This is a genomic window from Thermodesulfovibrio yellowstonii DSM 11347 (assembly GCF_000020985.1).
GTDB classification, from domain to species: domain Bacteria; phylum Nitrospirota; class Thermodesulfovibrionia; order Thermodesulfovibrionales; family Thermodesulfovibrionaceae; genus Thermodesulfovibrio; species Thermodesulfovibrio yellowstonii.
The window spans coordinates 1,874,664-1,887,171 of the sequence record NC_011296.1; the positions used below are offsets into that span (position 1 = coordinate 1,874,664).

Consider the following 12,508-nt stretch of genomic DNA (forward strand, 5'->3'; position numbering starts at 1 on the left):
TGTTTAATCATGAATATATATCAAATAGTTGGAGGGCTTTATGCTTGAAATAATTTTTATTGTAGAGGAAGACCCAGAAGGTGGATATAATGCCTCAGCTCTTGGGTATTCTATATTTACTCAGGCTGATACTTTAGAGGAATTGAAAATGAATATTAAAGATGCGATTAAGTGTCATTTTGAAAAAGAAGAGGATTATCCAAAGATTATAAGACTTCACATGGTTAAGGAAGAAATTTTTTCCTATGCCTAAGATATTGATTAATTATAGTATGATTCCTTACCAGTCTCCCCAAAAATAGGAATTACAAAATACCAAAAAAGGTTGCACATTATAAGAACATAATATAGAATCAAGTAACCCGAGGACATTTCCGATGTTCGCTTGAATATCTCATACTTAGAAAAAAGTTTGAATCATAAGATGCTTTTTGAAGAAAAAAATAAAAATTTTTTAGAATAATTCAAAATAATCTTCGTCTATTTTAAGTAGTTCATAGCTTCTTAGAGTTTGCACTCCGATTTTAAATTTCATCATATAATCAACTATTTTATCTCCATCAATGAGAATAACTTTAATATCAGATAGTGATTTTGCATATTTTGTTGCATTTTTTGTAAATTGTGAAGTAGTAATGAAGACCCCCTTTTTCCCTTTACCTTGTAATGCTCCTACAAATGTTTGTAGTTCTGTTGCACCAACATTACCTGTCCATTGTTTAGCTTGGATGTAAACATTATCTAAGCCGAGAATATCTTGTTTTATAATTCCATCTATACCACCATCGTGGCTTTTACCTATATGCTGACTCGCTTCTTCAAAAGAACCTCCATATCCCATTTTTAATAAGATATCAATCACAAATCTCTCGAATTGTTCTGGAGTTAAAGATTTGATTTTACTTTTTAAATCATATTTTACTAAGTTATTAATTTCTTCAATTTTTGAGGAGATTACTTCTTCTGGGGTTCCTTCCTCTGTTGATTTATTTTCTATGTTTAGTTTTTCTTCTTTCTTTTGTTTATAAGATAAGTTCCTCCAAATTTTGAATTCTTCAAATCTCATAAGAAATTCAAAATTTATTTTATCTGGCTTTTCTTTTAAAACCTCTAAACCTCTTTGAGTGATTTTTAAAAATCCTCTTCGTGGTATTTCTAAAAGTCCAGCTTTTTGTAAGTAGGTTTTTGCCCAGCGTACTCGATTATTAAATATTGGTTCATTGCCTCTTGGTAATAATTTTTCCTTTTCTTCTCTTGTTAATTTAAACTTTTCGGCAAGTTCATTTACAATATCTTTTATGTGTATTTCCTTTTCATCAGAGAGTAACATCAGTAAAGGTAACATTATTGTCTTATCATCCGGAATCATGGTATCTTACCTCCGGGTAATATAATTTTTGATTAATTCAGAGACATTATATCCAAAACTCAAAAAAATATTATAGACTTAAAATTTATAAGAGTATGTGAAAAGCTTTGACTATCAGATGGAATGTTTGCAATTCTCTAAGTCTTTACTATGTTGTTTATAGGGCAAAATGCGTACATAGTTTAGCTTTTAAAGTGAAAATATTTTGGAAATATTATAAACCTCCACCTAAAATCTCCTTTAATTTCATTACAAGAATCTTAAAGTTTTCCTTAATGTAATAATTTCGCCATTCTGCATCAACTATTGAGCCAAGTTTTACTGAGTAGTCATTTTTTGAAAAATCCTTTATACCTTCAAGTAATTGCTGAAGTTCCTCTTTTTTTGCGTTAAGAGGAACACCTTTTTTAAGCAAAAACTCTATATCAAAGACATCTCTGATTTCTTTTCTGTTTAAGAAAGCCTCTATCTTTGTTTTCATTACTTCCTCAAGGAACAGAGTTCTTACCAGAACCTGAATGTTTGAGAATTTGCTTTGATTTATATTTATAGGTATTTCATTAAAGATATCTTGTTTACATTTTTGTTAATTATGTCAACTTTATAAATTTTCCTGCAAATTTCTCTCAGCTTCTGACATCTGGAATATTGGTCTGGAATTAAACTCAGATTCTTAAATCGTAATCACAGAAAACAGTGCCATGCAATCATTTAGGAGAGACTATTCTTTAGTAAAGGTTTATTCTTGATTTAAGGGATAAAAATTTGCTATATTGAAGTAATACCATAAAGGAGGTATTACTTAATGAAAAATATTACAGAAAAATCAGCTCTTACAAAGAAATATCAGATTACAATTCCCAAAAAAATCAGAGAGTTTTTGAAGATAAATAAAGGTGATACGGTTAATTTTATAATTGAGAATAATGAAGTTAAGCTCAAACCTGTGAGGTCAAAAATAGAGGAAAATTTCGGGAAGGTCAAACCTAAAAATAAACCAGAAGATTTTAACAAAATTAGAAATTTTATTGAGGCTCAAATTGCCCAGGAAGTTTCAAAGGAAATTAAATGAGATTTATTGATACGAACTTTTTTCTTAGATATTTAACAAGAGACGAAGAAGAGAAAGCCTACGCAGTTTTAGAGCTATTAAAAAGAATTGAGAGAAACGAGGAAAAAGTCATAACGAGTCCTTTGGTAATGTTTGAGTTAGTATTTACCCTTCAGAGTTTTTACAATTGTACAAGAGAGGAAATAAGAGACTTAGTTTTACCATTAATTTCTCTAAGAGGATTGAAGTTGCCTTTTAAAAAAATTTTTGAAAGGGCTTTGATTGATTTTCCTGAAAAACAGATTTCTTTTGCAGACATTTTTAATTATCACTTCATGATTGAGCACGGCATAAGAGAGATTTATAGCTTTGATAGGGATTTTGATAAATTCAAGGATATTTCAAGAATAACTCTCTCAGAAAAAAGTTAATTATCTTTTATAAAAAGCTTTCACTTTCAAGTAGAGCTCCTCTAACTCCCTCTCAGGCACTGAGTTCCAGACAATGCCACAGCCTGCGTAGTAGGAAAGCCTGTTACCTTTACCTACGGCGGTTCTTATAAGCACTGACAATGTAAAGTCAGTTTCATTTCTTACAAGTCCTCCGCATCCGCAATAATAACTACGGGCATGAGGTTCAAGGATATCTATCATTTCAACAGCCTTTCTCTTTGGTGCACCTGTTACAGAGGCAGGAGGAAAAGTTTCCTTTATTATGTCAATAATGGATTTGTTTGTAATTCCTTCAACAGTAGAGTGCATTTGATAAAGAGTTCTGTATTTTGTTATTTTAAAAAGTTCTGTAACTTTTACGCTTCCAATCTGAGCAATTCTTCCTATGTCATTACGCATCATGTCTGTAATCATGAGGTTTTCTGCTTTGTCTTTGTGGCTGTTTTGAAGAAATCTCAATGATTTAGAAGTTCCCTTTATTGGCTTGCTGACGATTCTTTCACCTAACTTTTCCAGAAAGAGTTCCATAGAGCCAGAAACTACGAAAAAATCACCAAAATTGAGAAAAAATCCATATGGTACAGGCTGATTTTTGTAAAATCTGAAAAACAAATTCACAGGATTGCCCTTAAACTCAAAATCAAAACGATTTGTAAGATTTATCTGATAGACAGTGCCTTCTTCAATAAGATTGCGAATTTTTTGAATGCCTGCAATAAATTCACTGTCTTTTAAGCTCATGCTGTATGGCAGAAGATTATAGTGACCCTTTTTTTTATTGATTTTTTTGAATTTTCTTATCTTGATAACTATCACTGAGGGCAAGTCCGTGCTCTGTAGCTTAAAATCAAGGATTTCACCTGAAAGGTCATAGGAAAATATGACAAAACTAATTGGTTCAACTTCTCTTATCTGAGAAAGACTTTGATAAAATCTAACATCTTCAATCTCTGCCTCATAAAATCCCTTTTTATTAAGCCAGCTACCACAAAGTATAAGCATTTACAGGGAGTTTTCCTCTTCAATTATTGAGTTTATAGAGTTAAGGAGTTCGGGAGTTATAGAGTAATTTTTATTTTCAAACTGAACTACCGGTAATGCTCCGATAAGGCTGTTTGTTATAAATACTGATGAAGCATTGTAAAGGTCATCTATAGTAAGCCTTTCCTCTTTTACATTCATTTTTTCAATCAAAATCTCCATTGTTGTGCCCATCAATAGTCCACATTCACGGGTAGGAGTGAGAAGTTTGTTATCCTTAACTATCAAAATATTTGAGGCTGAGCACTCTGTTATTTCATCTCTCTCGTTCAACATAATTGCATCATCAAAGCCCTTTGATAGAGCTTCTCTTTTTGCAAGAATATTTGGAAGATAGTTCATAGTTTTGTGATAGATAACAGGGTTCGCACTGTGCCTCTTTATGTTTGAAAGGCAGAGTTTTTTTGGTGTTCTATCAGGGACAAGCTCCTTCGCAATCACTAAAATTTCTGACTCCTTAGGCAGGGAGTAATAAAGAGCCTCTCCTTTTGAAAGCAAACAGAATTTTACATAGAGATTTTTTCTACCTTTAGTCTTTTTCTCTATTTCTTGACAGAATGTTTCATAATCAGGACAAGGAATCTGAAAAAAATCTGCTGAATTTTTAAGCCTCTGGTAATGTCTGAGGAGTTTAGGTGTTCTACCTCGCCAAAGCATTGTCTCAAAAAGCCCTTCACCGAATAAAAGTGCCCGCAATTCCATCAGTTTATTCTAATTTAAAAATTTAGCACTTGTCTAAATTTTATCAAGCTTAATACTTTAATAAACTGAGAGAAAATATGCATGGGCAGAGTTTATAAAGAACATTTTAAATGCCACTCAAAATAGTGTTATTTCTCATTTTTAAGCCATACAACTCTTTGAGGAAATGGAATTTCAATGCCTTCCTGTTGGAAACGTTTAAAAATTCTCTTTCTTAGTTCATGTTGGACTGGATACTGGTCAACAAATTCTTTTACATGACACACAAGAGTAAAATCAAGAGAACTTTCACCAAAACCCGGGATAAATCTTACGACAGGAGAAGGTTCGCTGAGTAGCCCAGGAACTTCCTTTATTGCTTTTTTTACCTCTTCAATCAATATTTTTTCTACTAATTCAGGGTCTGAGTCATAACTAACACTTATGGGAATTTGGAATGACATTGTTTTTTCGGGAAGAAAATAATTTACAACAATACTTTGAGCAAGCTTACTGTTAGGAATTACTATCATATTATTGGGAAGCATTCTGATTCTTGTTGTCCTCCATGATATATCTTCAACGTATCCTTCCTGACCTGTCTCAAGCCTTATAAAGTCTCCAACTCTTACTGTTTTTTCTGCCATAATGTGAATACCTGCAAAGAGATTTTCAAGAGTATCTTTAAGAGCAAGAGCAACAGCTAAGCCGCCTATTCCTAAGGCTGTTATCAAAGGCGCTATAGAAATTCCGAGAATGTTAAGGATAATTATAAAACCGATTAAATAGACAGCAGTTTTGATTATTGTGTTTAAAAGTCCTGTTGATTGAACAGAAACTGATGAGCGATCAATATATCTGATAAAAACTCTGGTAACAAGATTTGCAGCAACTACGGTAATTGATAAGATTATCAAGATATGAATAGCCTTAATTATATAGAAAGTGTACTTTAAGGGAATTTCTGAACTTTCAAGTCCAATATAAAGAGCTATTCCTATACACCAAAAAATTGAAGGACTTTTAATTGTATTTATTATTAGATTGTCAAAACCTGTTTTTGTTTTTTCAGCCCATTTATGAAGAATTCTGAATAAAAAACTTCTTACAATTAATAAAACTGCCAATACAAGTATTATTACAGCAATAGAAACCGCTACTTTTTCAATATGCATAACAATATATTATTTTACAGAAACCATGGTTCTTTCAGAAGATGCATATCTTGCAAGAGCCTCATATACATCTTCTGCTGTTACTATATTCCCTCCGGGTCTACCATACAAATAAACTTCAGCCATACCATTTACTGCAAGTTTTACATCTTCAACCATCTGTCCTGCATTAAACTCTACAACAATGAATCTTTCAATTTCCTGTGCAAGCCGCCTTATTGGCTCTTCAGGAAAGGGGAACAATGTGATAGGTCTTAAAAGTCCGATTTTTAAGCCTTCTTGTCTTAATTTTCTTACTGCTGAAAGAGAAATCCTCGCAGCAGAGCCAAAGGCTACAACCACCACATCTGCATCATCTACAAAATAAGTTTCATATCTAACTTCTTTTTCTTTCCATTGTTTATATTTTCCCTGTAGCTTCCAATTGTGTTTCTCAAGTTCTCCTTCAGTCATCAACAGAGTTCTTATAAATCGTGACGGTCTTCCCTTTGCTCCTGTGAGTGCCCATGAAGACTTATCATAGACTTTTAATTCCGGAACTCTCTGAATAAGAGGTTCCATCATCTGCGCAATTACTCCATCTCCAAGAATCATCACAGGATTTCTCCATTCATCAGCTTTTTCAAAGGCTAAAATTGTATAATCCCAGAGTTCCTGCACACTGAATGGCGCATATACAAGAAGCCTGTAATCTCCATGCCCACCACCCTTTACTGCTTGAAAATAGTCTGCCTGACTGCCTGAGATGTTTCCAAGCCCAGGTCCACCACGCATCATATTTACAATAACTGCAGGAAGCTCAGCTCCTGCAAGATAGGAGATAGCTTCCTGTTTGAGGCTGATTCCTGGTGAACTTGAAGATGTCATGACTCTTACGCCACATGCTGAAGCACCATAAATCATATTTATCGCAGCAATTTCACTTTCTGCCTGAATAAATACCCCGCCTGCTTCTGGTAATCTTTTTGATAAATACTCAGGAATTTCATTCTGTGGCGTTATAGGGTATCCTGCATAAAATTTTAGCCCTGCCTGAATAGCAGCCTCTGCAACAGCTTCGTTGCCCTTCATTAGAACTTTATTCATATTAGCTCCTTCCAAATTTTTTAACAATATATTATTTATAATTGTTTAAAGAATGTGCTGTCAAGAAAAGTTTTATGCTATAATTTAAAAACTTTTTTATCAGGAGGAGGCTAAAATGAAGGCAATAATGAAAGCATTTAAAAAAGCTGTTGCCTTAGATAGCACAGTTCATAGATATTTAAAAGTAAAAATGCCTGAAGATTATTTATATATGGAAAATGTTGAAGTTGTTCCTCTTACTTATTCTGAAATTTTATCTGCTACCATGTATTATCCTGTTATGTTTGGTATTCAGGATGAAATTGTTTTTCCATTCGCTGTTATAGGAATTAATAATAAGAATATATTTCTAAAAAAGAATGGACAATGGAAGCTTGACACCGTGCCAAATATCTGCAAACATTATCCTTTTGGAGTATTTAAGGAGGAAGATGATTATACAATTATTTTTGATGAAACCTTTGCCTCATCAGATGGAGAAAGAATTTTTGACGATGATGGCAATGAAACAGAATTTTTTTCAAAAATAAAGGCAGGGCTCACAGAGCTTGCAAGAGATTTTCATGATGCAGAGGAATGTTCAAAGGAGTTATTTGAAGGAGGATACTTAAGAACATTAAATCTTGATATTGAAACAAAACTTGGTAAAATGCAGTTTCGCAATATGTTAATAGCCAATATTGAACATATGTCAAGACTTCAGCCTGAAAAACTTTACAACCTCAACTCAAAAGGTTATCTTTTAATTCTTCATGCTCATTATTTAAGCCTAAGAAATTTCAAGCTTTTTGATATATTTGCAGAGATTTGATTTTATTGAGTAAAAATTCAGGTTCCAGACATTTTCTTTCTTTGCACACATCAGGAAAACAGGCTGAACAGCTTTCATAACGAATAATCATAAAATTTTCACCAATAGGATGCCATACTTGAGGCTCTGTTGGACCAAAAATAATGATTGAAGGGATTCCAAGATAACTGCTTAAGTGACTTATTCCGCTATCAAGTCCAATATAAAGATTCGCTTTGCTTAGCAGTTTAGCGATTTCTACAGGATTTTCTATATAAACTGAGTTTTTAAATACTTCTGCAAACTCTGTTTCAGCTGGACCAAGTAAATAGAGAATATCAAAGCCTAATTCTTTTAAAAATTTTTCTAACTCAAAGAAAAAAATTAAATCAGGATTTTTCTTTTTTGAACCACTTCCTGGATGAACAATGCAAAGATTATTATGTTTACTTTCTGAAAAAGATACTGGAAGAATCTTTGAATACCTTTCATTATTAAAGCCAACTTTTTCTAAGTAATAATCAACAATCCAAGTTTGCTGTGTCGGAATTGGATTAATATAAATGGAGTTATTCTGGGAGTTTTTTAAAATCTCTCTATTTTTTGAAAAAATTATTTTTAAATCATATTGTTCCTTTGGCTCATAAAAAACTGTTTTTATGCAAAATCCTGATATTTCAGCAAGCCTGAAGTATTCTGGATTTCCCCATACAGTAACATCATAGCCTTTTTTATTAAGTATTTCAAGAATCGGATAAATGAGAAGACTGTCACCTAATCCTCCCATCCGATAAACAAGAGCTTTCATGATATAATTTTAAATCATGTATAAAATTAGGACAAATCGTGGTGAAATTTTTGAAACTCATGGAGAGACTCTTCTCCAAGTTTTACAGAGTCATGCTATCTATCTTCCAGCATCTTGTGGAGGCAAAGGAATTTGTGGAAGATGCAAATTAAGAATTGTTGAAGGCAAATCAAAAACATCTTCTTTTTTTGGAATATCAGAAGATGAAAAAAAACTTGGCTATGTTCTTGCATGTCAAACTTATCCAGAAAGTGATATTATAATTGAAGTTCCGGAAAAACTAATTACTGTTACAGAAAGAATCTCCGCAGCAAAATTGTGGTTGGTTGAGAAACCTTTTAAAGACAATCCGTCTTTATTTGAACCCTTAGTTAAAAAAGTTTCATTAAAGATTGAGCCTCCTACAATTGAAAATTCAAAAGCAGACTTTGAAAATATAAGACAGACTTTAAATAAAAAAATTTCAATATCCAGAAAACTTGTTTCACTGCTGCCTGAATTTTTAAGAAAAAATAAATGGCAGATTACTGTTGTTCTTACAGAAAAGGAAATTATTGATTTTATAGAACCAGATACAAAACTTTATGGAGTTGCTGTTGATATAGGCACAACAACTGTTGCTATCGCTCTAATTGATCTTGAAGAAGGAAGAGTCATTGATATAGCCTCATGCTATAACTCTCAGATTTCCTATGGAGACGATGTTATTACACGAATTATTTACGCAGTTGAAAATAAAAATGGACTTGATATCTTAAGAAAATGCATTGTTGATGATATAAATGCCCTCATTAATACAGTCTTCATGAAACACAGGGATGGGAAAATTTTATATGTAACAATCTCTGCAAATACAACAATGGCTCATATTTTCTGGGGAATTAATCCAAAATATATAAGAGAAGAACCCTATACACCAGTTTTAAATCATTATCCTGTATGGAATGCGGCTCAGGCAAAACTTCTTATAGAACCAAATGCACCTGTTTACACAGTTTCATCTATTGCAGGTTATGTTGGAGGAGATATTGTTGCAGGTATATTGGCATCACAAATGTATCTTCAAGAAGAAATCTCTTTATTCATAGACATTGGAACTAATGGAGAAGTTGTTATAGGTAATAAACAATGGCTTGTAACAGCATCTACCTCCGCAGGTCCTTGTTTTGAAGGAAGTGGAATAAGTTGTGGGATGAGAGCTACTTCAGGAGCTATAGAATCTTTCTCCTATAATAAAAATTCAGATAGTTTTAAAATAAAGGTAATTGGAGATATGCCACCATCAGGCATATGCGGCTCAGGAATGATAGATATTGTTTCTGAGCTTTTTTCAGAAGGAATTATTGATCAAAAGGGAAAACTCATTAAAGGATTTTCTCAATGGATAAAAGAAGTTAATGATGAACAAAGATTCATTATTTCCGAAAACTGTTATATTACTCAGGCAGACATTGACAATATAATCAGGGCAAAAGCTGCAATTTATGCAGGAATATCAACACTGCTTGAAGAAGTTGGAATTAGTGAAAAGGATATATCAAAGGTTTACATTGCAGGAGGATTTGGCGAGTTTATAAATATTAAAAAAGCATTAAAAATTGGCATGTTACCCAATTTACCCGAAAATAGATTTCAGTTTCTTGGGAATACTTCTTTAGCCGGTGCGATTTTATGCACTCTTAGTTATCAACTGAGAGAAACAGCTGAAGAAATCGCTGATAAAATGACGTATATTGACCTTTCACGTTCAAAAAAATTTATGGATGAATATATATCTGCACTATTTTTACCTCATACAGATTGGGAAAGATTTAAAGAATTAAGTTAAAATAGGCATAAATTCAGAGGCGGAGGAGAAAATGAGGGTTTTCAACACACTTACAGACAAGCTGGAAGAGTTTAAGCCAATAAATGACAAAAAAGTAGGCATCTATGCATGTGGAGTTACTGTCTATGACCTATGTCATATCGGACATGCAAGAAGCGCTGTTGTTTTTGATGTAATTGTAAAATATCTTCGCTATAAAGGCTATGAAGTAAAATTTGTCAAAAACTTCACGGATATTGATGACAAAATTATAAACAGGGCAAATAAAGAAGGAGTTTCATGGAAAGAAATTGCTGAAAAATATACTGGAGAATACTATAAAGATATGGACCGTCTTGGAATAACAAGAGCAGATATTGAGCCAAAAGCAACAGAGCATATAAATGAAATGATTGAAATAATTCAGACACTGATTAATAAAGGATATGCCTATGAAATTGAGGAAGGACAGGCAAAAAGCGTTTATTTTTCAGTTGAAAAATTTCCACAGTATGGAAAACTTTCCAAGAAAAAAATTGATGAACTTATAAGTGGAGCTCGTGTTGAAGTTGATGAAAGGAAAAAAAGCCCTCTTGATTTCGCACTATGGAAAGCATCAAAACCCGGAGAGCCATGGTGGGATTCTCCATGGGGCAAAGGACGTCCTGGATGGCATATTGAGTGTTCTGCTATGTCAATAAAATATCTTGGTGAAACCTTTGATATTCATGGCGGAGGCGCGGATTTAATATTCCCTCATCATGAAAATGAGATTGCCCAGTCTGAAGCATTTACTGGGAAACCCTTTGCAAAATATTGGATTCATAATGGATTTGTAACAATAAATAAAGAAAAAATGTCAAAATCCTTAGGTAATGTTCTTAACATAAGGGATTTACTTGATATTTATGATGCTGAAGCATTGAGACTATTTCTTCTTTCAAGCCATTACAGAAGCCCAATTGAGTTTGCTCATGAATATATTAAAGAAGCTGAAGCAACAGTTGACAGAGTATACAGCACCATAATGAGAATTGAAGATTTTGAAAAAATTGAAATAAATGATAAAAGCTCCATAGAGTTTGACAAAGTTAAAGCCATGCTTGAAAATCTGAAACCAGAATTTGAAAAAGCAATGGATGATGATTTCAATACAGCAAAAGCCTTAGGAATACTATTTGAGTTTATTAAAGAAATAAACCGATTTATGGATAAAAAACCATCACAGAATAAAGAAATTGATTTTCTTGTAACTGCAAAAAGAGCAATCAAAGAAATTGGTAGTGTATTAAATCTATTTCAGAGACAACCTGTTGATTGGTATAGAGATTTACTTAAAGTTAAAAAAATTGCCATTAAAGAAGAAGAAATAAATAGACTCATTAAAGAAAGAACTGAGGCAAGAAAAAATAAAGATTGGAAAAAAGCTGACAGTATTCGTGAACAACTTTTATCAAAGGGAATTATTCTTGAAGATAAACCAGACAGAACTATATGGAAAGTAAAGATAAATTAATGTATATATATGGTGTAAATCCTGTTCTTGAATCTTTCAAAATATCTGATGCATTAAAGGAAATTTATATATCAAAAAATAGAATTTCAAAGCTTAAAGAAATTCTGAGGCTGGCAGAGGAAAAATCAATTTCAGTAAAAATAGTTGAAGAAACATTCATTGAAAAAATCACACAAGGAGTTCATCAAGGAGTAGTTGCCAAAATAAAACCCAAGAAAACAATAACTCTTGATGAAGCTTTAAAAATTTCATTTAAAAAAAATGAGCCTGCTTTTTTCCTAATTCTTGATTTAGTTGAAGACCCTCAAAATTTTGGAAGCATCTGTAGAATTGCTGATGCAGCAGGAGTCCATGCAATAATTTATCAGAAAAAACGCTCAGTAGGAATTGTCCCATCTGTATGGAAAGCATCAGCAGGAGCAGTATGGCATGTTAATCTTGTAGAAATCAATAATATTAAGTATGCGATAAAAACTCTCAAAGAACATAATATCACAATATATGGAGCAGAAGCACAGGCTAAGGATGTATTCTGGGAAAGCGATTTTACTCAGCCTTTAGGTTTAATTGTTGGTTCTGAAGGAAAGGGAATCAGACAAACAGTAATTGCCTTATGTGATAAAGTTATAAAAATTCCTATGAGAGGCACAATAAACTCTTTAAATGTTTCAGTTGCATCCGCTTTAATTACTTTTGAAGTATTAAGGCAGAGAAAAATCCAATAATTATAAA

Annotated in this window: 14 protein-coding genes; 7 read left to right on the plus strand and 7 right to left on the minus strand. The window is 32.7% G+C overall.

Annotated features, from left to right (window positions below; genetic code table 11):
• Positions 1–40: 40 nt before the first annotated feature.
• A complete protein-coding gene (locus tag THEYE_RS09690) occupies positions 41–253 on the plus strand; it encodes a type II toxin-antitoxin system HicB family antitoxin (protein ID WP_012545302.1) in 213 nt (70 codons plus the stop codon).
• A 201-nt stretch (positions 254–454) separates the two neighbouring features.
• Here THEYE_RS09690 and THEYE_RS09695 read toward each other — a convergent pair whose 3' ends face one another.
• Together THEYE_RS09695 and THEYE_RS09700 are read right to left on the minus strand one after the other, a co-directional pair.
• Positions 455–1,369: a restriction endonuclease gene (locus tag THEYE_RS09695; RefSeq protein WP_012546249.1), complete on the minus strand. Its 915-nt coding sequence runs from the start codon at positions 1,367–1,369 to the stop codon at positions 455–457.
• A gap of 214 nt (positions 1,370–1,583) precedes the next feature.
• Positions 1,584–1,937, minus strand: a complete 354-nt coding sequence (locus THEYE_RS09700; RefSeq protein ID WP_339156410.1) for a nucleotidyl transferase AbiEii/AbiGii toxin family protein — start codon at positions 1,935–1,937, stop codon at positions 1,584–1,586.
• Between the two features lie 237 nt (positions 1,938–2,174).
• On the opposite strand from THEYE_RS09700, the gene THEYE_RS09705 reads away from it, so the two are divergent.
• Positions 2,175–2,441: an AbrB/MazE/SpoVT family DNA-binding domain-containing protein gene (locus THEYE_RS09705; RefSeq protein ID WP_012545042.1), complete on the plus strand. Its 267-nt coding sequence runs from the start codon at positions 2,175–2,177 to the stop codon at positions 2,439–2,441.
• On the plus strand, positions 2,438–2,851 hold the full coding sequence (locus THEYE_RS09710) for a type II toxin-antitoxin system VapC family toxin (protein WP_012545852.1): 414 nt from the start codon (positions 2,438–2,440) through the stop codon (positions 2,849–2,851). The genes THEYE_RS09705 and THEYE_RS09710 overlap by 4 nt, the downstream gene beginning before the upstream one ends.
• Here THEYE_RS09710 and THEYE_RS09715 read toward each other — a convergent pair whose 3' ends face one another.
• The 4 genes from THEYE_RS09715 to THEYE_RS09730 form a co-directional block, all read right to left on the minus strand.
• The gene (locus THEYE_RS09715) at positions 2,852–3,874 is read right to left on the minus strand and encodes a chorismate-binding protein (protein WP_012546701.1); all 1,023 of its coding nucleotides are present in this window, start codon (positions 3,872–3,874) and stop codon (positions 2,852–2,854) included.
• Positions 3,875–4,615: an aminotransferase class IV gene (locus tag THEYE_RS09720; RefSeq protein ID WP_012545575.1), complete on the minus strand. Its 741-nt coding sequence runs from the start codon at positions 4,613–4,615 to the stop codon at positions 3,875–3,877.
• 128 nt (positions 4,616–4,743) lie between these two features.
• On the minus strand, positions 4,744–5,769 hold the full coding sequence (locus tag THEYE_RS09725) for a mechanosensitive ion channel family protein (RefSeq protein WP_012545596.1): 1,026 nt from the start codon (positions 5,767–5,769) through the stop codon (positions 4,744–4,746).
• Between the two features lie 9 nt (positions 5,770–5,778).
• Positions 5,779–6,855 (minus strand): 3-methyl-2-oxobutanoate dehydrogenase subunit VorB, encoded by a 1,077-nt coding sequence (locus tag THEYE_RS09730; protein ID WP_012545833.1) that lies wholly within the window; start codon positions 6,853–6,855, stop codon positions 5,779–5,781.
• Positions 6,856–6,970: 115 nt separating this feature from the next.
• Here THEYE_RS09730 and THEYE_RS09735 point away from each other — a divergent pair, with 115 nt between their 5' ends.
• Positions 6,971–7,666 (plus strand): SapC family protein, encoded by a 696-nt coding sequence (locus tag THEYE_RS09735; protein ID WP_012546675.1) that lies wholly within the window; start codon positions 6,971–6,973, stop codon positions 7,664–7,666.
• Here THEYE_RS09735 and THEYE_RS09740 read toward each other — a convergent pair.
• Positions 7,635–8,453, minus strand: coding sequence for a glycosyltransferase family 9 protein (locus tag THEYE_RS09740; RefSeq protein WP_012545817.1), 819 nt, complete (start codon positions 8,451–8,453; stop codon positions 7,635–7,637). The two genes, THEYE_RS09735 and THEYE_RS09740, sit on opposite strands and share 32 nt — an antisense overlap.
• Before the next feature lie 16 nt (positions 8,454–8,469).
• Here THEYE_RS09740 and THEYE_RS09745 point away from each other — a divergent pair, with 16 nt between their 5' ends.
• The 3 genes from THEYE_RS09745 to rlmB are packed head-to-tail and all read left to right on the plus strand — an operon-like array spanning position 8,470 to position 12,501.
• Entirely contained in the window at positions 8,470–10,281 is a 1,812-nt protein-coding gene (locus tag THEYE_RS09745; protein WP_012544976.1) for an ASKHA domain-containing protein, read from the plus strand.
• A 31-nt stretch (positions 10,282–10,312) separates the two neighbouring features.
• Complete coding sequence (gene cysS, locus THEYE_RS09750) at positions 10,313–11,776, plus strand: cysteine--tRNA ligase (protein WP_012546384.1); 1,464 nt, start codon at positions 10,313–10,315, stop codon at positions 11,774–11,776.
• Positions 11,755–12,501: a 23S rRNA (guanosine(2251)-2'-O)-methyltransferase RlmB gene (rlmB, locus tag THEYE_RS09755; protein ID WP_012546281.1), complete on the plus strand. Its 747-nt coding sequence runs from the start codon at positions 11,755–11,757 to the stop codon at positions 12,499–12,501. Before cysS ends, rlmB begins: the two co-directional genes overlap by 22 nt.
• Positions 12,502–12,508: the final 7 nt, after the last annotated feature.